Origin of the sequence: Streptococcus mitis (assembly GCF_003942995.1) — a bacterium.
In the GTDB taxonomy this organism is placed as follows: domain Bacteria; phylum Bacillota; class Bacilli; order Lactobacillales; family Streptococcaceae; genus Streptococcus; species Streptococcus mitis_CV.
Genome location: NZ_RJOH01000023.1, coordinates 1 through 24,374 on the forward strand (window position 1 = coordinate 1; position 24,374 = coordinate 24,374).

Sequence of the window (24,374 nt, forward strand, 5' to 3'; positions counted from 1 at the left end):
TTGATTATAGATGACTTTTCGTCTATACTTAGGGGTGAACACAATGTGATACTTACAGTGCCACTTTGTGTGCGATAAACTATGAGCCTTTTGTGCCATATTTTTCTCCTTTCGCTTTACAATTGGCTTGAACACCTTTATTGTATCGCGTTCGGAGTTTTTTTGGTATAACCTTCGACGCGCACCCGCATAGCGGGTGGTTGTTTTGTCTCGCACCTAACGGAGCGAGACGGACTAATAGTCACATAAGACATAAAAAAATCGACCAGTTAGTCGATTTTTTTAATATTCTTCCATTTTCTTAGGTTGATAGACTAGCATACCTAAACCAATAAATAGGGCTAATATCACAACAAGGAAAATGACTTGATGATGAATATTTCCTGTCATAGAGATTGTTTGTCGTAATCCCGAAACTGAATAACTCATTGGTAACCAAGGATTGATGGCTCTAAAGAAATCATTTGTCAAAGCAAGTGGGTAAGTACCTGCACTTGATGCTAACTGTAATAAAAGCAAAATAAGAGAAAAGAAAGCTCCTATACGGCTATTCCATGTTGTTAAAGCAGTCACCATGGACATGAATACTAAACTTGTTAGGATAATGAGAATAAATGTTCTCATCTCATGATTTGCAGTTAAACCAATAAGATGAACTCCTCCATATACCAAAATTCCTGCTAAAACAGCTATAATACCATTTATTTCAGCTCGAGATTTCAACCAAGCCCAACGGCTCTCCGGATGACGTCCTGAAGGCAACTTCGCAAAGATCATATTCGTTGATATTGCTGCAACAAAAAGAGCAACTGATATCATATAAGGAGCCATTGTAATTCCATTTACAGGAACTTGATCATTGTCTGTTTTTGAAAGATTGAGTGGATTTGACAAAATCTCTGCATTTTGAGATTCCGTAGATGCTGATTTGAGTTGATCACTAGCATTACTTAGTCCTTGTCCTAAAGAAGCAACTCCTGTCTGTAAACCTTCCAATCCAGAAGTTAACTTTGTTCCACCTTCTGCTAGTTTCCCAGCTCCATCTGCCAATTTATTAGCTCCACTTTCTAATTGAGAAGCACCTGAAATTAACTGACTGGATTTGTCAGCTAGTTGGCTAGAGCCTGACTGCAATTTATCAACTCCTGCTATCAATTCTTGACTCTTTTGATTCAATTGGTTAGAGCCAGTTGATAATTTTTCAATACCAGACACTAATTCTGGAGTTTTTTCAACTAATTGACCAACTCCTGCTGTCAAGTTAGAAGATTTTTGTGTCAAGGTAGTTGAGCCTGAAACTAATTGGTTCAAACTACCTGTCAAGGTGGAATTCTTTTCACTTAGTTGACTTGCGCCTTGAGAAACTTTATCAACACCTGCAGTATATGCATTTACCCCCGATGTAATCGACTGACTAGCAGGAACTAATTTACTCGTCACTGCTCCTTGTATCTCTGTTAATCCACTTGACAATCCTGTCAAAGAAGTAGAAGCAAGCGGTAATACTTGATTAGCTTGATTTTTTAAAATCGAAAGATTAGAAGATTGATTTTGTAAGTTTTCTAAACTTCCCTGTAAACCTTGTACTAAAGTTACAATTGACTGAGCCGATTGAGTACTATCAGTCGAATTTTGAGATACAGAAGCGCTTATCTCAGCTTGTTGCTCACTTGTCAATGATTGATAAGCTGCTGTCGATTGAATATTAGCTAATGTAGTCGCTTTATCAGACTGAGCACTTGCTAACATTTGATTAGAAAGAGATACTATACTTGATAAAACAGAATCTAATTGTTTTGTATCTCCAACATCAATATTTTGAATAGCTTGATTTAACTGATTCAAACCAGAAGATAATTGATTAATTTGATCTTTTTGCTCAGACGAAGCATCTAACTTGCTAGAAAGTTGTTGAATCCCTTCACTTAATTGCTCCATACCCATTCGAAATGTAGCTGATTGATTAGATAACTGATTAGCACCTGTTGCAAGACTTCCCACTCCATTGGTGTAGGCACTAACACCAGATGAAAATTGATTAAGACCAGCATTAAGCTGAGAAACACCGCCAGTATAGGATTCTACACCAGTATATAACTGATTGATTCCTCTTACTAATTCAGGACTTTTAGAAGATAATTGACCTAATCCGCTATCTAATTGACTCACTGCACCAATATATGTAACTAAACCACTATTAAAATTCCCTAATCCAAGATGAAGTTGTTCAACACCAGAGACATAAGAGGATAATCCTTTAGTAAACTGCTCCGTTCCATTTGAAAATGTTAAACTTGAATCGGCTAAAGAGTGTAGGTTAGTAGTTAATGTTTGACTTCCTGCAACTAACTGATTTGCTCCATCAGTTAATTTTTCACTGCCTGAAGCTGCTTGACTCATACCATCCTTTAAATCGACCATTTTGTTGAATAAGGCTTTAGTATAGGTCTCAGTTACATTTGTAGAAACATTCTGCTTCAATTGTGTCATTGCAGAATCACTCATCTTGCTGGCAATAAAACTATGGCCACTTGAAGTCTGATAATCGATTTGCATTTGCTCTGGGTGATCCGTTAAAATAGAAGCTGCTTTTTCAGACAAGTCACTTGGCAAAGTGACTACCATATAATAATCACCGTTTTCTAGACCCTTCTTACCTTCTTCTTCATCTACAAAATGAAAATCCAAGGTTTTATTTTCTTTTAAATTGGACACCATGTCTTTTCCTATAGACATGCTATTACCATTATAGGAAACCTCTTTATCATTATTGACAACTGCCACAGGTAAGTCAGACAATTGACCATATGGATCCCACATTGATGACAAAAATATGATATTGTACAGAGCGGGAATAAGAGAAATACCTATCATGACAATAATAAAGGTTGGTTTTTTAAAAATTGCTTTCCATTCTTTAAACATAGTTTCTCCTTTTTTAAACATATTGTCTAAAATTTTGATATAATAGATTATACAATAAAAAATCTAAATTACAAGATAAAAAATCAATTTTTAGACATATAGTCTAATTTGTTTACAAGGAGGAAATATGCAAGAAAGTAACAAACGCTTAAAAACAAAGCGAACTATTGAAAATGCTATGGTACAATTACTCATGGAACAGCCATTTGATCAAATTTCTACTGTCAAGTTAGCAGAAAAAGCCGGAATTAGTCGTTCCAGCTTCTATACTCACTATAAGGATAAGTATGATATGATTGAGCACTATCAAAGCAAGCTATTTCATACATTTGAATATATTTTTCAAAAACATGCTCATCACAAAAGAGATGCTATTTTAGAAGTATTTGAATATCTAGAGTCAGAACCACTTCTGGCTGCTCTTCTTTCTGAAAATGGGACTAAAGAAATCCAAAATTTCTTACGAAATAAACTTCATATCATGCTCAGCACAGATTTACAAAAGCGATTTATGCAACTGAATCTCAATACCACTGAATTAGAATACAGTAGCATCTATCTAACTCACGCACTTTTTGGTGTCTGCCAAACTTGGATTGCACATGGAAAAAAAGAAAGTCCTCAAGAAATAACAGACTTCCTCATGAAGATGCTTGGTGATACGAATTGATGCAAAAAAGGGAACAACACTGTGTTCCCTTTTATCTATACTCCGCCAGTAGGACTCGAACCTACGACATCATGATTAACAGTCATGCGCTACTACCAACTGAGCTATGGCGGATAAAATAGTCCGTACGGGATTCGAACCCGTGTTACCGCCGTGAAAAGGCGGTGTCTTAACCCCTTGACCAACGGACCTTCTATCTGTAGCAGATATAACCATTATATCAATTTCTTACTAATTGTCAATCACTTTTGAGATTTTTTCTCTAAAATATCTTTCAATTTTCTAATTTTTAACCTTGAAATAGGACAACGATGGTCTTCATAGAAAACAATTTCTAGGTTTTTTCGATCAATTTCTCTGATATTGCCTATATTTACCAAAAATGACTTATGAGGAGAATAAAATCGCTGAGTATGTTTGTCCTTTTCCTGAATATCTGTCATGGTACCATAAAATTCTTTTGCAAAATTCTTACCAATAATGCGCAATTTATGAGAAACTCCTGTCGTTTCAATATACAGAATGTCATGGTAAGGAATTTTTAAATCATTTCCCTTGTAATTGTAGTCAAAATAATCTACCACATCTTCATTTTCAAGTAACATACTCTTCGTGTAGAAGATATTTTGCTCAATTCTCTTCTTAAATAACTCATCATTAATATCCTTATCGACAAAATCTAGGGCTGATACCTGGTATTTATAGGTTAGAGTTGCAAACTCTGATCGACTGGTGATAAAGACGATAATAGCGTAAGGATTGTAATGACGAATGAGCTGAGCCACTTCAAATCCCTTTTTCTCAATTCCATGAATATCGATATCTAGGAAATAAAGCTGGTTTACTTCGTCGTTTTCAATATATTCCTTGAACTCACGAACTTTTCCTGTTGTCTTGTATGATATTGGAATATTCGATTCTTTCGAAATTTCATCCAATATTCTCTCTAGTCTCACTTGATGTTCAATAACATCTTCTAAAATTAAAACTTTCATTCAAATTCCCTCTTAAATCTAATGATTTGTCTAAATGTACTGCCTTCCATCTCTGTTTCTAAAATAATGTTGTTGTACTTATCTAGTAGTTCTTTCACATTATTTAATCCTACTCCTCGATTTCTTCCCTTAGTAGAGAATCCTAAAGCAAATAGATCTCCTGAAGGAGTCATCGTCATTTTACATGAATTCTGAATCACAATCACTGTTTCAGTTTCCATCTTAATAACTGCTACTTCCATCTGCTTTTTATAACTATCAGCCGATCCTTCCACAGCATTGTTCAATAAAACACTCATAATACGAACTAAATCCAGCAAGTCTATTGGTAGTCTAGTAATTATATCTTTTACTTCCAGTGTAAACTCTACACCATTATTTCGAGCATAGACAATTGACTGTGCAACCAAACTTCGTAAAGCTGAATCTTCTATGTTGTTCAAATCAAAGTAAGTGTACTTATCTGAACGCAGTTTGTGATTTGCTTTGACCAAAACTTCATTGTAAACTCTGTCAATTTCCTGTAAATCACCACTGTCAATTGCCATCTGCATACTGACAAGCATCCCAGCATAATCATGTCGAAAACCACGGATTTCATTATATAGACCGACAATTTCATCTGTGTAGTTTTGTAAATGTTTCTGTTCAAATTTCTTCTGCTTCAAAGCAATCTCTTTCTCCATTTGAACTTTATGCGAATTCATTGCAAAGAAGGTCAAAAGTAACGAGATAAAAACAATAGATGATAAAATACTTCCAAAACTATTCAAATGTTTAATCGTACTTACCATATTAGAAACGAAAGATACAATATGGAGCAGTAGTAAGGCAAAAAATACTTTTTTCAAGAAAGGATAGAGGTAGTCCTTGTCAAAATAGGCTAGTTCCAAATGGAAATAATGAATGATTTTTAAGACAACAAAATAGGTCAACACCGTTACAACGGAAAAGAATGGGTAATAATATTGTAAAACAAAATTGTCTCCTGTTATAGAGGAGAAAGTTACGGACAGAAAATTATGAGCGCTCTCATATAAAAGAGATAGTAGTAAACTTAGAAATAGTCCTCTATCCCTCTCATACTGTTTAATCCATCGAAAATAGGAATATAATCCCAAAGGAAATAAAAATGTTACAATTCCTAACCCATCTAAAGATAGAAAATAGAAGGTAAGTTCAAGTACTGCTTCCACTAGTAATGTATAAGCACCAAAAACGTATAGTTCCTTTGCTTTTATTTGACCTTTACAAATTAAACGGTAACTGTGACTAATAATTAAAAAATGAACAATAACTGTCCCAAATCCAAGTAAATTCATTACTCTTTCTCCTTATTTCATTACTTTTTTCGTCGGAAAAGAAAATCAAGGAGGATGTCTGAAACCCTACTTTCCCCACCTTTAATCTTTTGCAAGTCTTTTTCCTTCAAGGCTACAAACTGTTCCAATTTAACTGTGTTTTTCATAATAAAATCTCCTAAAATGTTTTTTTCTTGTAAGCTAACTTACAAAAACTATTATACAAAATGGAATTTTGTTTTAGATAAAATTCTCTCAACTGTCATTTTTTTATCCCCAAGTGTACTTTTTTAAGAAAAAAGCCGGGAAAATTCCCAGCTTTGCTACTATATTGATCCCAGCAGGATTCGAACCTGCGACCGTTCGCTTAGAAGGCGAATGCTCTATCCAGCTGAGCTATGAGACCTAATGCAACTATTCTACCAAAAATTCAATTAAAAGTCAATTTTCTATTTATGATAGGGAGAGCCCTGCTGTATTGTAAAAGCCCGATAGATTTGTTCAACAAGGACTAGTCTCATTAACTGATGGGGCAAGGTTAAACGACCAAAACTAACAGAGAGATTGGCTCTCTTTTTTACATCCTGTGCTAATCCCAGACTCCCTCCAATAATAAAAGTAAGAGTAGAAAATCCTTTTATAGAAGCTTCTTCTAAATGCTTACTAAATTCTTCTGAGGAGAAAGTTTTCCCTTCAATGGCTAACACAATAACAAAATCACGGTCACCAACTTTTGATAAAATTCTCTGACCTTCTATTTCTAAAATCTTTTGATTTTCTGATTCACTGGCCTTATCTGGTGTTTTTTCATCTGCTAGCTCTATCATTTCAAGCTTAGCAAATCGAGAAATTCGTTTTGAATACTCTGCAATACCATCTTTTAAATACTTTTCTTTCAGTTTCCCAACTGTTACAACTTTAATTTTCATGACTCTATTCTAACATATTCTCTATTTTTTCACATCTTATTCACAAAATAAAAGGTTAATTTTAGCCGAGAAAACCACAGATTTTTTAAAGTTATCCACAATCTGTGAAAAACTTTTGTTTTTAAGTTATAATTAAGCTAGTCAGTTTATACTTTCAGTAATTTCAAACAAATGGAGGCAAATATGAAACATCTAAAAACATTTTACAAAAAATGGTTTCAATTATTAATCGTTATCGTCATTAGCTTTATTAGTGGAGCCTTGGGTAGCTTTTCAATAAACCAACTAACTCAAAAAAGTACTGTAAGTACCTCTAACAACAATAGTACTATTACACAGACTGCCTATAAGAATGAAAATTCAACAACACAGGCTGTTAACAAAGTAAAAGATGCTGTTGTTTCAGTTATTACTTATTCAGCAAACAGACAAAATAGCGTATTTGGTAATGATGATACTGACACAGATTCTCAGCAAATCTCTAGTGAAGGATCTGGGGTTATTTATAAAAAGAATGATAAAGAAGCTTACATCGTCACCAACAATCACGTTATAAATGGTGCCAGCAAAGTAGATATTCGTTTGTCAGATGGAACTAAAGTACCTGGAGAAATCGTCGGAGCTGATACTTTCTCTGATATTGCTGTCGTCAAAATCTCTTCAGAAAAAGTGACAACAGTAGCTGAATTTGGTGATTCTAGTCAGTTAACCGTAGGAGAAACTGCTATTGCTATTGGTAGCCCATTAGGTTCTGAATATGCTAATACTGTCACTCAAGGTATCGTATCTAGCCTCAATCGCAATGTCTCCTTAAAATCTGAAGATGGACAAGCCATTTCTACAAAAGCCATCCAAACTGATACTGCTATTAACCCAGGTAACTCTGGTGGCCCACTAATCAATATTCAAGGACAGGTTATCGGAATTACCTCAAGTAAAATTGCCACAAATGGAGGAACATCTGTAGAAGGCCTTGGTTTCGCAATCCCTGCAAATGATGCTATCAATATTATTGAACAGTTGGAAAAGAACGGAAAAGTGATTCGTCCAGCTTTGGGCATTCAAATGGTCAATCTCTCAAATATTAATACAAGTGATCTTAGAAGACTGAATATTCCAAGCAATGTAACATCTGGTGTAGTTGTTCGTTCTGTACAAAGCAATATGCCCGCCAATGGTCACCTTGAAAAATACGATGTTATTACAAAAGTAGATGACAAAGAGATTGCTTCATCAACAGACTTACAAAGTGCTCTTTACAATCATTCTATCGGAGACACCATTAAGATAACTTACTATCGTAACGGTAAAGAAGAAACTACATCTATTAAACTTGACAAGAGTTCAGGTGATTTAGAATCTTAATCGACATCTATGTAAAGAAAGCTTTACATAAGAGAAAAGATGTGTTAGTGTAGAATCATGGAAAAATTTGAAACGATTTCTATCACGGATATACAAAAAAATCCCTATCAACCTCGAAAAGAATTTGATGGAGAAAAACTACATGAACTAGCACAGTCTATCAAAGAAAATGGGGTCATTCAACCGATTATTGTTCGTCAATCTCCTGTTATTGGTTATGAAATCCTTGCAGGAGAGAGACGCTATCGGGCTTCACTTTTAGCTGGTCTAACGTCTATCCCAGCTGTTGTTAAACAGCTCTCAGACCAAGAGATGATGGTCCAGTCCATCATTGAAAATTTACAAAGAGAAAATTTAAATCCAATAGAAGAAGCACGCGCCTATGAATCTCTTGTAGAGAAAGGATTTACCCATGCTGAAATTGCAGATAAAATGGGCAAGTCTCGTCCATATATCAGCAACTCTATTCGCTTGCTTTCCTTACCAGAACAGATTATCTCAGAAGTAGAAAATGGCAAACTATCACAAGCCCATGCACGTTCTCTAGTTGGCTTGAATAAGGAACAACAAGACTATTTCTTTCAACGGATTATATATGAAGACATTTCTGTAAGGAAGTTAGAAGCTCTTCTGACAGAGAAAAAACAAAAGAAAAAGAAAAAAAATGATTATTTCATACAAAATGAAGAAGAACAGTTAAAAAAACTACTCGGATTAGATGTAGAAATCAAATTGTCTAAAAAAGACAATGGAAAAATCATTATTTCTTTTTCAAATCAAGAAGAATACAGTAGAATTATCAACAGCCTGAAATAAGGCTGTTCTTTTATTTTCTTATCTCACAAGGTTATCCACTATTTTTTCCAATAAAAAGCTTAATAAATCAACAGTTTCTGATTTTATCCCCAATCTGTGGATAAAACTTGATAACATTGTGGATTATTTTTCACAGCTTGTGGAAAAATCTTTCTATCTATGGTAAAATAAGTCTAGCATTAAACTTTTAGATAGTAAAGGAGGAGAAAGGATTGAAAGAAAAACAATTTTGGAATCGTATATTAGAATTTGCACAAGAAAGACTAACTCGATCCATGTATGATTTCTATGCTATTCAAGCTGAACTCATTAAGGTAGAGGAAAATGTTGCCACTATATTTTTACCACGATCTGAAATGGAAATGGTCTGGGAAAAACAACTAAAAGATATTATTGTGGTAGCTGGTTTTGAAATTTATGATGCTGAGATAACTCCCCACTATATTTTCACCAAACCTCAAGATACGGCTGTCTCACAAGTTGAAGAAGCTACCAATTCAACTCTTTATGACTATAGTCCAAAGTTAGCATCTATTCCTTATTCGGATACTGGATTAAAAGAAAAGTATACCTTTGATAATTTTATCCAAGGGGATGGGAATGTTTGGGCAGTATCAGCCGCTTTGGCTGTTTCTGAAGATTTAGCCTTGACCTATAATCCTCTTTTTATCTATGGAGGACCTGGCCTTGGTAAGACTCACTTACTCAATGCAATTGGGAATGAGATTTTGAAAAATATTCCTGATGCGCGTGTGAAGTACATCCCTGCTGAAAGCTTTATCAACGACTTTCTTGAACACCTGAGACTGGGGGAAATGGAAAAATTCAAAAAAACTTACCGTAGCCTTGATCTCTTGTTAATTGATGATATCCAATCGCTGAGTGGAAAAAAAGTTGCAACTCAAGAAGAATTTTTCAATACTTTCAATGTTCTCCATAGCAATCAAAAACAAATTGTTCTGACTAGTGATCGTAGTCCTAAACACTTAGAGGGACTTGAAGAAAGACTTGTCACGCGCTTTAGCTGGGGATTGACGCAAAACATCACACCACCTGACTTTGAGACACGTATTGCCATTTTACAAAGCAAAACAGAGCATTTAGACTACCATTTCCAAAGTGATACCCTAGAATACCTAGCTGGCCAATTTGATTCAAACGTCCGAGAACTTGAAGGAGCAATCAACGACATCACTTTAATTGCCCGAGTGAAGAAGATTAAGGATATCACAATCGATATCGCTGCCGAGGCTATTCGAGCACGTAAACAAGATGTTAACCAAATGCTCGTCATCCCAATTGATAAAATCCAAAATGAAGTTGGTAACTTTTATGGTGTCAGCGTCAAAGAAATGAAGGGAAGCAGACGCCTTCAAAATATTGTGTTAGCCCGTCAAGTAGCCATGTATCTATCTAGAGAACTAACAGATAATAGTCTTCCAAAAATTGGGAAGGAATTTGGTGGAAAAGATCACACAACAGTCATTCATGCTCATGCTAAAATTAAATCTTTGATTGATGAAGACGATAATTTACGTTTAGAAATTGAATCCATCAAAAAGAAAATTAAATAAGTTGTGGATAACTTTTACTTTATTATCTTTTTTATCCACATTTTTTAAACAAGCCAAAAAACTTGATATGACTTGTTTAAAGTCTGTTTTCCACAGATTTCACAGACTCTATTATTACTATTATCCTTCTAATACTAAAAATAAATAAAGGAGAATCCATGATTCATTTTTCAATTAATAAAAATTTATTTCTACAAGCCTTAAATACTACTAAGAGAGCTATTAGTTCTAAAAATGCCATTCCTATTTTATCAACAGTAAAAATTGACGTGACTAATGAAGGTGTTACTTTAATTGGTTCAAATGGTCAAATTTCAATTGAAAATTTTATTTCTCAAAAAAATGAAGATGCTGGTTTATTAATTACTTCTTTAGGTTCAATCCTTCTTGAAGCTTCTTTCTTTATCAATGTGGTATCTAGTCTACCTGATGTGACTCTTGATTTTAAAGAAATTGAACAAAATCAAATTGTTTTAACCAGCGGCAAATCAGAAATTACCCTAAAAGGAAAAGATAGTGAACAATATCCACGAATCCAAGAAATTTCAGTTAGTACTCCTTTGGTTCTTGAAACAAAATTACTCAAGAAAATTATCAATGAAACAGCTTTTGCTGCAAGTACACAAGAGAGTCGTCCAATTTTAACTGGTGTTCATTTTGTATTGAGTCAACATAAGGAGCTAAAAACAGTTGCAACAGACTCTCATCGCCTAAGCCAGAAAAAATTAACGCTTGAGAAAAATAGTGATGATTTTGATGTCGTGATTCCTAGCCGTTCTCTACGCGAATTTTCAGCGGTATTTACAGATGATATCGAAACTGTAGAGATTTTCTTTGCTAACAATCAAATCCTCTTTAGAAGCGAAAATATTAGCTTCTACACACGTTTGTTAGAAGGAAACTATCCTGATACAGATCGCTTGATTCCGACAGACTTTAACACTACTATTACTTTTGATGTTGTAAACTTACGTCAGTCAATGGAACGTGCTCGTCTTTTATCAAGTGCTACTCAAAATGGTACTGTAAAACTTGAAATAAAAGATGGGGTTGTTAGCGCTCATGTTCACTCTCCAGAAGTTGGTAAAGTAAACGAAGAAATCGATACTGATCAAGTTACTGGTGAAGATTTGACAATTAGTTTCAATCCAACTTATTTGATTGATTCCCTTAAGGCTTTAAATAGCGAAAAGGTGACCATTAGCTTTATCTCAGCCGTTCGTCCATTTACTCTTGTGCCAGCAGACACTGATGAGGACTTCATGCAGCTCATTACACCAGTTCGTACAAATTAAGTGAAAGAGGTTGAGCCTAGCTCGCCTCTTTTATGATATAATCGAAAAAGAAAAGGAGAGTAGTATGTATCAAGTTGGAAATTTTGTTGAAATGAAAAAACCACATGCTTGCACAATCAAGTCAACAGGAAAAAAAGCTAATCGTTGGGAAATTATACGTGTAGGAGCAGACATAAAAATCAAATGTAGCAATTGTGACCATGTTGTCATGATGGGGCGCTATGATTTTGATCGAAAAATGAATAAAATTATTGATTGAGAACCCTTAGTTAGAGGGTTAGCAAGTTTTCCCTTTTTGTGTTATAATATTAGGGATTGAAATGAAAACGGAGAATGAGAAAATATGGCTTTAACAGCAGGTATCGTTGGTTTGCCAAACGTTGGTAAATCAACACTATTTAATGCAATTACAAAAGCAGGAGCAGAGGCAGCTAACTACCCATTTGCGACTATTGACCCAAACGTTGGAACGGTGGAAGTTCCAGATGAACGTCTACAAAAATTGACTGAAATGATTACTCCTAAAAAGACAGTTCCAACAACATTTGAATTTACAGATATCGCAGGAATTGTAAAAGGAGCTTCAAAAGGAGAAGGGCTAGGGAATAAATTCTTGGCTAATATCCGTGAAGTAGATGCGATTGTTCATGTAGTTCGTGCTTTTGATGATGAAAATGTCATGCGCGAGCAAGGACGTGAAGATGCTTTTGTGGATCCACTGGCAGATATTGATACTATTAACCTAGAGTTGATTCTTGCTGACTTAGAATCAGTCAATAAGCGTTATGCGCGTGTAGAAAAGATGGCACGTACGCAAAAAGATAAAGAATCAGTAGCAGAATTCAATGTTCTTCAAAAGATTAAACCAGTCCTTGAAGATGGAAAATCAGCTCGAACTATTGAATTTACAGATGAAGAACAAAAGGTTGTCAAAGGTCTCTTCCTTTTGACGACTAAACCAGTACTCTATGTTGCTAATGTGGACGAGGATGTGGTTTCAGAACCTGACTCTATCGACTATGTTAAACAAATTCGTGAATTCGCAGCGACAGAAAATGCTGAAGTAGTCGTTATTTCTGCGCGTGCTGAGGAAGAAATTTCTGAGTTAGACGATGAAGATAAGCAAGAGTTTCTTGAAGCACTTGGGTTGACAGAATCAGGCGTTGACAAGTTGACTCGTGCAGCTTACCATTTGCTTGGATTGGGAACTTACTTCACAGCTGGTGAAAAAGAAGTTCGCGCTTGGACCTTCAAACGTGGTATGAAGGCTCCTCAAGCAGCTGGTATTATTCACTCAGACTTTGAAAAAGGCTTTATTCGTGCAGTAACCATGTCATATGAGGATCTAGTGAAATACGGATCTGAAAAGGCTGTAAAAGAAGCTGGACGCTTGCGTGAAGAAGGAAAAGAATATATCGTTCAAGATGGCGATATCATGGAATTCCGCTTTAATGTATAAGAAATTTAATAAATAGTGTCAATTAGGTTGGAAAAAATTCCAACCCTTTTGGCTTTTGAAAGGAAAATAAATGACCAAATTATTTGTAGGCTTGGGAAATCCAGGAGATAAATATTTTGAAACCAAACACAATGTTGGTTTTATGTTGATTGATCAACTAGCGAAGAAACAGAATGTTACTTTTACACACGATAAGATATTTCAAGCTGATCTAGCATCTTTTTTCTTCAATGGAGAAAAAATTTATCTTGTTAAACCAACGACCTTTATGAATGAAAGTGGAAAAGCAGTTCATGCTTTATTGACTTACTATGGTTTGGATATTGAAGATTTACTCATCATTTACGATGATCTTGACATGGAAGTTGGAAAGATTCGTTTAAGAGCAAAAGGCTCAGCAGGTGGTCACAATGGTATCAAGTCTATTATTCAACATATCGGAACTCAGGTCTTTAACCGTGTTAAGATTGGAATCGGAAGACCTAAAAATGGCATGTCAGTTGTTCACCATGTTTTGAGTACCTTTGACAAAGATGATTATATCGGTATTTTACAGTCTATTGACAAGGTTGACGATTCTGTAAATTACTATTTACAAGAGAAAAACTTTGAGAAAACGATGCAGAGGTATAACGGATAAATGGTGACCTTATTAGATTTATTCTCAGAAAATGATCAGATAAAAAAATGGCATCAAAATCTGACAGATAAGAAAAGACAATTAATGTTAGGCTTGTCAACTTCTACAAAAGCTTTAGCAATTGCTAGTAGTTTGAGACAGGAAGATAAGATTGTGTTGTTGACGTCAACTTATGGAGAAGCAGAAGGACTTGTTAGTGATCTTATATCTGTCTTGGGTGAGGAACTTGTCTATCCATTTTTGGTAGATGACTCCCCTATGGTCGAGTTTTTGATGTCTTCACAAGAAAAAATCATTTCACGGGTTGAAGCCTTGCGTTTTTTGACTGATTCATCTAAGAAAGGGATTTTAGTTTGTAATATCGCAGCAAGTCGATTGATTTTACCCTCTCCGACTGGATTTAAAGAAAGCATTATAAAAATTGCAGTTGGTGAAGAATATGATCAACACGCGTTTATCCATCAGTTAAAGGAAAATGGCTATCGAAAAGTTACTCAAGTACAAACTCAGGGCGAATTTAGTCTGCGAGGAGATATTTTAGATATTTTTGAAATATCCCAGTTAGAACCTTACCGAATTGAGTTTTTTGGTGACGAAGTCGATGGTATTAGGTCATTTGAAGTCGAAACACAATTATCGAAAGAAAATCAGACAGAACTTACAATCTTTCCAGCTAGCGACATACTTTTGAGAGAAAAGGATTATCAACGAGGACAGTCAGCTTTAGAAAAACAAATTTCAAAAACGTTATCACCTATTTTAAAATCATACTTAGAAGAAATTCTTTCAAGTTTTCACCAAAAACAAATTCATTCTGATTCACGGAAATTTTTATCTTTGTGTTATGACAAGACATGGACTGTTTTTGACTATATTGAAAAAGTTACCCCAATATTCTTTGATGATTATCAGAAATTGATGAATCAGTATGAAGTCTTTGAAAGGGAGTTAGCACAATACTTTACAGAAGAGTTACAGAACAGTAAAGCATTTTCTGAGATGCAGTATTTTGCTGATACAGAGCAAATCTATAAAAAACAGAGTCCGGTTACCTTGTTCTCTAATCTGCAAAAGGGGTTAGGAAATCTCAAGTTTGACAAAATTTATCAATTTAATCAATATCCTATGCAGGAGTTTTTCAATCAATTTTCTTTTCTAAAAGAAGAAATTGAGAGATACAAAAAAATGGATTATACTATTATCCTGCAGTCTAGCAATTCAATGGGAAGTAAAACATTGGAGGATGTTTTAGAGGAATACCAGATTAAATTGGATTCCAGAGATAAGTCAAGTATCTGTAAAGAATCTGTAAACTTAATCGAGGGCAATCTCAGACATGGTTTTCATTTTGTAGATGAAAAAATTCTGGTGATAACTGAACATGAGATTTTTCAAAAGAAATTGAAACGTCGTTTTCGAAGACAACATGTTTCAAACGCAGAGAGATTAAAAGATTACAATGAACTTGAAAAAGGAGATTACGTTGTTCACCATATCCATGGAATTGGTCAATATCTAGGGATTGAAACAATTGAAATCAAAGGGATTCACCGTGATTATGTTAGTGTTCAATACCAAAACGGGGATCAAATCTCTATCCCAGTGGAACAGATTCATCTACTTTCCAAATACGTTTCAAGTGACGGTAAAGCACCTAAACTCAATAAATTAAATGATGGTCATTTCAAAAAAGCAAAGCAAAAAGCTAAGAACCAGGTAGAGGATATAGCTGACGATTTAATTAAACTTTATTCTGAACGCAGCCAGTTGAAGGGTTTTGCTTTCTCAGCTGATGATGAGGATCAACATGCTTTTGATGATGCTTTCCCTTATATTGAAACGGATGATCAACTTCGTAGTGTTGAGGAAATCAAGAGAGATATGCAGGCTTCTCAGCCAATGGATCGACTTTTAGTTGGGGATGTTGGTTTTGGAAAGACTGAAGTTGCTATGCGTGCAGCCTTTAAGGCAGTCAATGATCACAAACAGGTTGTCGTTCTAGTTCCAACGACGGTTTTAGCGCAACAGCACTATACGAATTTTAAGGAACGATTCCAAAATTTTGCAGTTAATATTGATGTGTTGAGTCGCTTTAGAAGTAAAAAAGAGCAGACTGAAACACTTGAAAAATTGAAAAAGGGTCAAGTTGATATTTTGATTGGAACACATCGTATTTTGTCAAAAGATGTTGTGTTTGCTGATTTGGGCTTAATGATTATTGATGAGGAACAGCGATTTGGTGTCAAGCATAAGGAAACCTTGAAAGAACTGAAAAAACAAGTAGATGTCCTGACCTTGACAGCAACGCCAATTCCTCGTACCCTTCACATGTCTATGCTGGGAATCAGAGATTTGTCTGTTATTGAAACTCCGCCGACTAATCGTTATCCAGTGCAAACCTATGTTTTAGAAAAGAATGATAATGTGATTCGTGATGCTGTCTTGCGTGAAATGGAGCGTGGAGGTCAAGTTTACTATCTTTACAATAAAGTTGACACGATTGACCAGAAGGTTTCCGAATTACAGGAGTTGATTCCAGAGGCTTCGATTGGGTATGTTCATGGGCAAATGAGTGAGATTCAGTTAGAAAATACTCTACTGGATTTCATTGAAGGTCAGTATGATATTTTGGTGACAACTACCATTATTGAGACAGGGGTGGACATTCCAAATGCCAATACTTTATTTATTGAAAATGCGGATCATATGGGCTTGTCAACCTTGTATCAGTTAAGAGGAAGAGTCGGTCGTAGTAATCGTATTGCTTATGCCTATCTCATGTATCGTCCAGAAAAATCAATCAGTGAAGTCTCCGAGAAGAGATTAGAAGCGATTAAAGGATTTACAGAATTGGGTTCTGGATTTAAGATTGCAATGCGAGATCTTTCGATTCGTGGAGCAGGAAATCTTTTAGGAAAATCCCAGTCTGGTTTCATTGATTCTGTTGGTTTTGAATTGTATTCGCAGTTATTGGAGGAAGCTATTGCTAAACGACATGGTAATGGGAACACAAGAACCAAAGGGAATGCTGAGTTGATTTTACAAATTGATGCCTATCTTCCTGATACCTATATTTCTGATCAACGACATAAGATTGAAATTTACAAGAAAATTCGTCAAATTGACAACCGTGCCAACTATGAAGAGTTACAAGAAGAGTTGATGGACCGCTTTGGAGAGTACCCAGACGTGGTAGCCTATCTTTTAGAGATTAGTTTGGTTAAGTCTTATCTTGACAAGGTCTTTGTTCAACGTGTTGAAAGAAAAGATAATAAGATTACAGTACAATTTGAAAAAGTCACTCAGCGATTGTTTTTGGCTCAAGATTATTTTAAAGCTTTATCCGCAACAAACCTAAAAGCAGCCATAGCTGAGAATAAGGGATTAATGGAAGTTGTATTTGATATCCGAAACAAGAAGGACTATGAAATTTTAGAAGATCTGCTCATTTTTGGAGAAAGTTTATTAGAGATAAAAGAATCAAAGGAAGCAATTTCCATTTAACATTTTTCTTCTATAAAAGGGATAAAAATGGTACAATAATAATTTGAGGTAATAAAAATGAGACTAGACAAATATTTAAAAGTATCAAGAATTATCAAGCGTCGTACAGTCGCAAAAGAAGTAGCAGATAAAGGCAGAATCAAGGTAAATGGAATCTTGGCCAAAAGTTCAACGGATTTGAAAGTTAATGATCAAGTTGAAATTCGCTTTGGCAATAAGTTGCTACTTGTCAAAGTACTAGAGATGAAAGATAGTACAAAAAAAGAAGATGCAGCAGGCATGTATGAAATTATCAGTGAAACACGGGTAGAAGAAAATGTCTAAAAATATCGTACAATTGAATAATTCTTTTATTCAAAATGAACACCAACGTCGTCGCTATCTTATGAAGGAACGACAAAAATGTAATCGTTTCATGGGTTGGATTCTCATTTTGATGATTTTATTATTCATTTTACCAACTTATAATCTTGCTCAAAGTTATCACCAATTACTCCAAAGACGTCAACAGTTATCAGACTTACAAACTCAGTATCAAATCTTGAGTGAGGAAAAGGAGAAAGAGACAGCTTTTGCTACAAAGTTGAAAGATGAAGATTACGCTGCTAAATACATGCGTGCAAAATATTATTATTCTAAGAATCGGGAAGCTGTTTATACGATTCCTGACTTGCTCCCAAGGTGATAAAATGGAAAATTTATTAGATGTAATAGAGCAATTTTTGAGTCTATCGGATGAAAAGCTGGAAGAGTTGTCTGATAAAAATCAACTATTGCGTTTACAAGAAGAAAAGGAAAGGAAGAATGCGTAAATTCTTAATTATTTTGTTGTTACCGAGTTTTTTGACCATTTCAAAAGTCGTTAGCACAGAAAAAGAAGTAGTCTATACTTCGAAAGAAATTTATTACCTTTCACAATCTAACTTTGGTATTTATTTTAGAGAAAAATTAAGTTCTCCCATGGTTTATGGAGAGGTTCCTGTTTATGCGAATGAAGATTTAGTAGTGGAATCTGGAAAATTGACTCCCCAAACAAGTTTTCAAATAACCGAGTGGCGCTTAAATAAACAAGGAATTCCGGTATTTAAGCTATCAAATCATCAATTTATAGCTGCGGACAAACGATTTTTATATGATCAATCAGAGATAACTCCAACAATAAAAAAAGTATGGTTAGAATTTGATTTTAAACTGTACAATAGTCCTTATGACTTAAAAGAAGTGAAATCATCCTTATCAGCTTATTCTCAGGTATCAATCGATAAGACCATGTTTGTAGAAGGAAGAGAATTTCTACATATTGATCAGACTGGATGGGTAGCTAAAGAATCAACTTCTGAAGAAGATAATCGGATGAGTAAAGTCCAAGAAATGTTATCGGAAAAATATCAGAAGGATTCATTTTCTATTTATGTTAAGCAACTGACTACTGGAAAAGAAGCTGGTATCAATCAAGATGAAAAGATGTATGCAGCTAGTGTTTTGAAACTCCCTTATCTTTATTATACGCAAGAAAAAATAAATGAGGGTCTTTATCAGTTAGAAACGACTATAAAATACGTATCTGCAGTCAATGATTTTCCAGGTTCTTATAAACCAGAGGGAAGTGGTAGCCTTCCTAAAAAAGAGGATAATAAAGAGTATTCTCTAAAGGATTTAATTACGAAAGTATCAAAAGAATCTGATAATGTAGCTCATAATCTATTGGGATATTACATTTCAAATCAATCTGATGCTACATTTAAATCCAAGATGTCTGCTATTATGGGAGATGATTGGGATTCAAAAGAAAAATTGATTTCTTCTAAGATGGCTGGGAAGGCCATGGAAGCTATTTATAATCAAAATGGATTTGTGCTAGAGTCTTTGACTAAAACAGATTTTGATAATGAGAGAATTGCCAAAGGTGTTTCTGTTAAAGTAGCTCATAAAATTGGAGATGCGGATGAATTTAAGCATGATACTGGTGTTGTCTATGCAGATTCTCCATTTATTCTTTCTATTTTCACTAAAAATTCTGATTATGATACGATTTCTAAGATAGCCAAGGATGTTTATGAGGTTCTAAAATGAGGGAACAAGATTTTTTAAATCATTTTCTCAAGAAGGGATATTTCAAAAAGCATGCTAAGGTGGTGCTAGCTATTTCTGGTGGATTAGATTCTATGTTTCTATTTAAAGTATTGTCTACTTATCAAAAAGAGTTAGAAATTGAACTAATCTTAGCTCATGTTAATCATAAGCAGAGAATTGAATCAGATTGGGAAGAAAAGGAATTAAGGAAGTTAGCTGTTGAAGCTGGACTTCCTATTTATGTCAGCAATTTTTCAGGAGAATTTTCAGAAGCGCGTGCACGAAATTTTCGCTATGATTTTTTTCAAGAGGTCATGAAAAAGACAGGTGTGACAGCCTTAGTCACTGCCCACCATGCAGATGACCAGGTGGAAACGATTTTGATGCGCTTGATTCGAGGAACTCGCTTGCGCTATCTATCAGGAATTAAGGAGAAGCAAGTAGTCGGAGAGATAGAAATCATTCGTCCCTTCTTGCATTTTCAGAAAAAAGACTTTCCACCAATTTTTCACTTTGAAGATACATCAAATAAGGAAAATTATTATTTTCGCAATCGTATTCGAAACTCTTATTTACCAGAATTAGAAAAAGAAAATCCTAGATTTAGAGATGCAATCTTAAGCATCGGCAATGAAATTTTAGATTATGATTTGGCAATAGCTGAATTATCAAAGAATATTGATGTAGAAAATTTAGATCAGCTATTATCTTACTCTGAGTCGACACAAAGAGTTTTACTTCAAACTTATCTGAATCGTTTTCCAGATTTGAATCTCACAAAAGCTCAGTTTGAAGAAGTTAGAAAAATTTTAAAAACAAAAAGCCAGTATCGTCATCCGCTTAAAAATGGTTATGAATTAGTAAAAGAGTATCAACAGTTTCGGATTTGTAAAATCAGTCCTCAGTCTGATGAAAAGGAAGATGAACTTGTGTTACACTATCAAAATCAGGTATCTTACCAAGGTTATTTATTTTCCTTTGGAATTCCATTAGAAGGTGAATCAATTCAACAAATACCTGTTTCACGCGAAACATCCATACACATTCGTCATCGAAAACCAAGAGATTTTTTGATTCAAAATGGGCATAGAAAAAAACTCAGACGTCTATTTATTGATTTGAAAATCCCTATGGAAAAGCGAAAATCAGCTCTGATTATTGAGCAATTTGGTGAAATTGTCTCAATTTTGGGAATTGCAACCAGTAATTTGAGTAAAAACACGAAAAATGATATAATGAACACTGTACTTTATATAGAAAAAATAGATAGGTAAAAAAATGTTAGAAAACGATATTAAAAAAATCCTTGTTTCACACGATGAAATTACAGAAGCTGCTAAAAAATTAGGTGCCCAACTAACTAAAGACTATGCAGGAAAAAATCCGATTTTAATTGGGATTTTAAAAGGATCTATCCCTTTTATGGCTGAATTGGTTAAACATATCGACACACATATTGAAATGGACTTCATGATGGTTTCTAGCTACCATGGTGGAACAGCAAGTAGTGGTGTCATCAATATCAAGCAAGATGTGACTCAAGATATCAAAGGAAGACATGTTCTATTTGTAGAGGATATCATTGATACAGGACAAACTTTGAAGAATTTGCGAGATATGTTTATTGAAAGAGAAGCAGCTTCTGTTAACATTGCAACCTTGTTGGATAAACCAGAGGGGCGTGTTGTAGAAATTGAGGCAGACTATACCTGCTTTACTATTCCAAATGAGTTTGTAGTAGGTTATGGTTTAGACTACAAAGAAAACTATCGTAACCTTCCTTATGTTGGAGTATTGAAAGAAGAAGTATATTCAAATTAGAAAGAACAATTTTTAATGAAAAAACAAAATAATGGTTTAATTAAAAATCCTTTTCTATGGTTATTACTTATTTTTTTCCTAGTCACAGCTTACCAGTATTTTAGTACAGGTAGTGTTGCAGGGAAAAGTGAGCAAATTAATTATACAGAATTGGTAAAAGAAATTACCGATGACAATGTAAAAGAATTGACTTACCAACCAAATGGCAGTGTTATCGAAGTTTCGGGTGTCTATAAAAATCCTAAAACAAGTAAAGAAGAAACAGGTATTCAGTTCTTTTCTCCTTCTGCTACAACAGTAGAGAAATTTTCAAGTATTATTCTTCCTTCAGATACTACAGTATCAGAATTGCAAAAACTTGCTTCTGACCATAAAGCAGAAGTAACTGTTAAGCATGAAAGTTCAAGTGGTATGTGGATTAATATTCTTGTATTCATTGTGCCATTCGGTATTCTATTCTTCTTCCTATTCTCTATGATGGGAAATATGGGAGGAAATAATAGCCGTAACCCAATGAGTTTTGGACGTAGTAAGGCTAAAGCTGCAAATAAAGAAGATATTAAAGTAAGATTTTCAGATGTTGCTGGAGCTGAGGAAGAAAAACAAGAACTAGTTGAAGTTGTTGAATTCTTAAAAGATCCAAAACGATTTACAAAACTTGGAGCCCGTATTCCAGCAGGTGTTCTTTTGGAGGGACCTCCGGGAACAGGTAAAACTTTGCTTGCTAAGGCAGTCGCCGGAGAAGCAGGTGTTCCATTCTTTAGTATCTCAGGTTCTGACTTTGTAGAAATGTTTGTCGGAGTTGGAGCTAGTCGTGTTCGTTCTCTTTTTGAAGATGCCAAAAAAGCAGCACCAGCTATCATCTTTATTGATGAAATTGATGCTGTTGGCCGTCAACGTGGAGTTGGTCTCGGCGGAGGTAATGACGAACGTGAACAAACCTTGAACCAACTCTTGATTGAGATGGATGGTTTTGAGGGAAATGAAGGAATTATCGTCATCGCTGCTACAAACCGTTCAGATGTACTTGATCCTGCCCTTCTGCGTCCAGGTCGTTTTGATAGAAAAGTATTGGTTGGTCGTCCTGATGTTAAGGGCCGCGAAGCAATCTTGAAAGTTCACGCTAAGAACAAGCCTTTAGCAGAAGATGTTGATTTGAAATTAGTGGCTCAACAAACCCCAGGTTTTGTTGGTGCTGATTTAGAGAATGTATTGAATGAAGCGGCTCTAGTTGCTGCTCGTCGCAATAAATCGATAATTGATGCTTCAGATATTGATGAAGCAGAAGATAGAGTTATTGCTGGTCCTTCTAAGAAAGATAAGACAGTTTCACAAAAAGAACGTGAATTGGTTGCCTACCATGAGGCTGGACATACCATTGTTGGCCTAGTCTTATCGAATGCCCGTGTTGTTCATAAGGTTACAATTGTACCAAGAGGTCGTGCAGGTGGTTACATGATTGCACTTCCTAAGGAAGATCAAATGCTTCTATCTAAAGAAGATATGAAAGAGCAATTGGCTGGCTTAATGGGTGGACGTGTAGCCGAAGAAATTATCTTTAATGTCCAAACTACAGGAGCTTCAAACGACTTTGAACAGGCGACACAAATGGCGCGTGCAATGGTTACAGAGTACGGTATGAGTGAAAAACTTGGTCCAGTTCAATATGAAGGAAATCATGCTATGTTTGGTGCACAAAGCCCTCAAAAATCAATTTCAGAACAAACAGCTTATGAAATTGACGAAGAGATTCGTTCATTATTGAATGAGGCACGAAATAAAGCTGCTGAAATTATTCAGTCAAATCGTGAAACTCACAAGTTGATTGCAGAAGCACTATTGAAATACGAAACATTGGATAGTACACAAATTAAATCTCTTTATGAAACAGGAAAGATGCCTGAAACAGTAGAAGAGGAATCTCATGCACTATCTTATGATGAAGTAAAGTCAAAAATGAATGACGAAAAATAACCCCAAGAGAGGCGTGTCCTCTCTTTTTTGTGCAGTTGAGACGGTGTAGGGAACAGAACGGAGAAAAGAACCGAATTAGCTTTTTTATTTGTTAAACTGTATCTAGAAAGGGGAACATAATGCTTAAAGAATTGTATGAAAAAGTCCAAGGGATTGTATATAAGTGTAGAAATGAATATTACTTGCATTTATGGGAGTTATCTGATTGGGACCAAGAGGGGATGATTTGCTTACATGAATTGATTAGTAGAGAAGAAGGAATAATAGAAGATATTCCTCGTTTAAGGAGATATTTTAAGACTAAGTTCCGGAATCGAATTCTAGACTATATCCGTAAGCAAGAAAGTCAAAAACGAAGATATGATAAAGAACCCTATGAAGAAGTAGGTGAGCTTAGTCATCGTATCAGTGAGGGAGGTCTGTGTCTAGATGATTATTATCTCTTTCATGAGACACTAAGAGATTATAGAAGCAAACAAAGTAAAGACAAACAAGAAGAGTTAGAACGCGTCTTAAGAAATGAACGCTTCCGAGGTCGTCAAAGAGTCCTAAGAGACTTACGTATTGTGTTTAAAGAGTTTGATATCCGTACTCAATAGGAAGTCATACAAAAAAACATAAAAAGATAAAAAAGTAGTTGACAAAGTTAGAAAAGCCTGTATAATAGTAAGAGTTGAAAACAACTCTGGTCCGTTGGTCAAGGGGTTAAGACACCGCCTTTTCACGGCGGTAACACGGGTTCGAATCCCGTACGGACTATAGTATGTTGTGGTTGGAACACTTGATGAAAAAAAGTTAAAAAAGTTTCAAAAAAGTGTTGACAAGAAAAAGCAGCTGTGATATACTAATATAGTTGTCGCTTGAGAGAAGCGAGTGACAAAGACCTTTGAAAACTGAACAAGACGAACCAATGTGCAGGGCACTACAACTAAGGTTGTAGTACTGAACAATGAAAAAAACAATAAATCTGTCAGTGACAGAAATGAGTGAGAACTCAAACTTTTAATGAGAGTTTGATCCTGGCTCAGGACGA

The 24,374-nt window shown here is 35.1% G+C and carries 23 protein-coding genes and 4 tRNA genes; 18 read left to right on the forward strand and 9 right to left on the reverse strand.

The window, feature by feature from the left end:
• Positions 1-99: transposase (locus D8836_RS09810; protein WP_185761614.1), on the reverse strand; the 99-nt coding region annotated here is incomplete at its 3' end.
• A gap of 183 nt (positions 100-282) precedes the next feature.
• Entirely contained in the window at positions 283-2,925 is a 2,643-nt protein-coding gene (locus tag D8836_RS09815; RefSeq protein WP_125393883.1) for a YhgE/Pip domain-containing protein, read from the reverse strand.
• A gap of 127 nt (positions 2,926-3,052) precedes the next feature.
• Between D8836_RS09815 and D8836_RS09820 the strand changes: the two genes are divergently transcribed.
• A complete protein-coding gene (locus D8836_RS09820) occupies positions 3,053-3,595 on the forward strand; it encodes a TetR/AcrR family transcriptional regulator (RefSeq protein WP_001158275.1) in 543 nt (180 codons plus the stop codon).
• A gap of 40 nt (positions 3,596-3,635) precedes the next feature.
• Here D8836_RS09820 and D8836_RS09825 read toward each other — a convergent pair.
• The 7 genes from D8836_RS09825 to rlmH form a co-directional block, all read right to left on the reverse strand.
• Positions 3,636-3,709 (reverse strand) — tRNA-Asn (locus tag D8836_RS09825).
• Positions 3,710-3,714: 5 nt separating this feature from the next.
• Positions 3,715-3,786, reverse strand: a tRNA-Glu gene (locus tag D8836_RS09830).
• A 51-nt stretch (positions 3,787-3,837) separates the two neighbouring features.
• Entirely contained in the window at positions 3,838-4,590 is a 753-nt protein-coding gene (gene comE, locus D8836_RS09835) for a competence system response regulator transcription factor ComE (protein WP_000866074.1), read from the reverse strand.
• A complete protein-coding gene (comD, locus tag D8836_RS09840; RefSeq protein ID WP_125393884.1) occupies positions 4,587-5,912 on the reverse strand; it encodes a competence system sensor histidine kinase ComD in 1,326 nt (441 codons plus the stop codon). Before comD ends, comE begins: the two co-directional genes overlap by 4 nt.
• 20 nt (positions 5,913-5,932) lie before the next feature.
• Positions 5,933-6,058: a competence-stimulating peptide ComC gene (gene comC / locus D8836_RS09845; RefSeq protein WP_049535516.1), complete on the reverse strand. Its 126-nt coding sequence runs from the start codon at positions 6,056-6,058 to the stop codon at positions 5,933-5,935.
• A gap of 165 nt (positions 6,059-6,223) precedes the next feature.
• Positions 6,224-6,297: transfer RNA gene (locus D8836_RS09850), tRNA-Arg, on the reverse strand.
• A gap of 43 nt (positions 6,298-6,340) precedes the next feature.
• Positions 6,341-6,820, reverse strand: coding sequence for a 23S rRNA (pseudouridine(1915)-N(3))-methyltransferase RlmH (gene rlmH / locus D8836_RS09855; RefSeq protein ID WP_049500445.1), 480 nt, complete (start codon positions 6,818-6,820; stop codon positions 6,341-6,343).
• A 183-nt stretch (positions 6,821-7,003) separates the two neighbouring features.
• Between rlmH and htrA the strand changes: the two genes are divergently transcribed.
• From htrA to D8836_RS09935, 17 genes are all read left to right on the forward strand, one after another.
• On the forward strand, positions 7,004-8,185 hold the full coding sequence (htrA, locus tag D8836_RS09860) for a serine protease HtrA (RefSeq protein ID WP_125393885.1): 1,182 nt from the start codon (positions 7,004-7,006) through the stop codon (positions 8,183-8,185).
• Between the two features lie 57 nt (positions 8,186-8,242).
• Positions 8,243-9,001 carry a ParB/RepB/Spo0J family partition protein gene (locus D8836_RS09865; protein WP_125393886.1) on the forward strand — a complete coding sequence of 253 codons (759 nt, stop codon included), beginning with the start codon at positions 8,243-8,245 and terminating at the stop codon, positions 8,999-9,001.
• 212 nt (positions 9,002-9,213) lie between these two features.
• Positions 9,214-10,575, forward strand: a complete 1,362-nt coding sequence (dnaA, locus tag D8836_RS09870; RefSeq protein WP_084930550.1) for a chromosomal replication initiator protein DnaA — start codon at positions 9,214-9,216, stop codon at positions 10,573-10,575.
• A 158-nt stretch (positions 10,576-10,733) separates the two neighbouring features.
• Positions 10,734-11,870 carry a DNA polymerase III subunit beta gene (dnaN, locus tag D8836_RS09875; RefSeq protein ID WP_125393887.1) on the forward strand — a complete coding sequence of 379 codons (1,137 nt, stop codon included), beginning with the start codon at positions 10,734-10,736 and terminating at the stop codon, positions 11,868-11,870.
• Between the two features lie 64 nt (positions 11,871-11,934).
• Positions 11,935-12,129 (forward strand): DUF951 domain-containing protein, encoded by a 195-nt coding sequence (locus tag D8836_RS09880; RefSeq protein WP_050391320.1) that lies wholly within the window; start codon positions 11,935-11,937, stop codon positions 12,127-12,129.
• An 84-nt stretch (positions 12,130-12,213) separates the two neighbouring features.
• Positions 12,214-13,329, forward strand: coding sequence for a redox-regulated ATPase YchF (gene ychF / locus D8836_RS09885; RefSeq protein ID WP_125393888.1), 1,116 nt, complete (start codon positions 12,214-12,216; stop codon positions 13,327-13,329).
• 70 nt (positions 13,330-13,399) lie between these two features.
• A complete protein-coding gene (gene pth / locus D8836_RS09890) occupies positions 13,400-13,969 on the forward strand; it encodes an aminoacyl-tRNA hydrolase (protein ID WP_125393889.1) in 570 nt (189 codons plus the stop codon).
• A complete protein-coding gene (gene mfd, locus D8836_RS09895; protein ID WP_125393890.1) occupies positions 13,970-17,473 on the forward strand; it encodes a transcription-repair coupling factor in 3,504 nt (1,167 codons plus the stop codon).
• A gap of 57 nt (positions 17,474-17,530) precedes the next feature.
• Positions 17,531-17,797 (forward strand): RNA-binding S4 domain-containing protein, encoded by a 267-nt coding sequence (locus D8836_RS09900; protein WP_001234978.1) that lies wholly within the window; start codon positions 17,531-17,533, stop codon positions 17,795-17,797.
• Complete coding sequence (locus D8836_RS09905) at positions 17,790-18,158, forward strand: septum formation initiator family protein (RefSeq protein ID WP_125393891.1); 369 nt, start codon at positions 17,790-17,792, stop codon at positions 18,156-18,158. Before D8836_RS09900 ends, D8836_RS09905 begins: the two co-directional genes overlap by 8 nt.
• Positions 18,159-18,162: 4 nt before the next feature.
• Positions 18,163-18,285 carry an SP_0009 family protein gene (locus D8836_RS11485; RefSeq protein ID WP_020902316.1) on the forward strand — a complete coding sequence of 41 codons (123 nt, stop codon included), beginning with the start codon at positions 18,163-18,165 and terminating at the stop codon, positions 18,283-18,285.
• Positions 18,278-19,546 carry a serine hydrolase gene (locus tag D8836_RS09910; protein WP_125393892.1) on the forward strand — a complete coding sequence of 423 codons (1,269 nt, stop codon included), beginning with the start codon at positions 18,278-18,280 and terminating at the stop codon, positions 19,544-19,546. Before D8836_RS11485 ends, D8836_RS09910 begins: the two co-directional genes overlap by 8 nt.
• Positions 19,543-20,820, forward strand: a complete 1,278-nt coding sequence (tilS, locus tag D8836_RS09915; RefSeq protein ID WP_125393893.1) for a tRNA lysidine(34) synthetase TilS — start codon at positions 19,543-19,545, stop codon at positions 20,818-20,820. The genes D8836_RS09910 and tilS overlap by 4 nt, the downstream gene beginning before the upstream one ends.
• Before the next feature lie 4 nt (positions 20,821-20,824).
• On the forward strand, positions 20,825-21,367 hold the full coding sequence (gene hpt / locus D8836_RS09920) for a hypoxanthine phosphoribosyltransferase (RefSeq protein WP_000892170.1): 543 nt from the start codon (positions 20,825-20,827) through the stop codon (positions 21,365-21,367).
• A 15-nt stretch (positions 21,368-21,382) separates the two neighbouring features.
• Positions 21,383-23,341 (forward strand): ATP-dependent zinc metalloprotease FtsH, encoded by a 1,959-nt coding sequence (gene ftsH / locus D8836_RS09925; protein ID WP_125393894.1) that lies wholly within the window; start codon positions 21,383-21,385, stop codon positions 23,339-23,341.
• A gap of 119 nt (positions 23,342-23,460) precedes the next feature.
• Positions 23,461-23,940: a fascin domain-containing protein gene (locus tag D8836_RS09930; RefSeq protein WP_125393895.1), complete on the forward strand. Its 480-nt coding sequence runs from the start codon at positions 23,461-23,463 to the stop codon at positions 23,938-23,940.
• An 88-nt stretch (positions 23,941-24,028) separates the two neighbouring features.
• Positions 24,029-24,100 (forward strand) — tRNA-Glu (locus tag D8836_RS09935).
• Positions 24,101-24,374 lie beyond the last annotated feature (274 nt).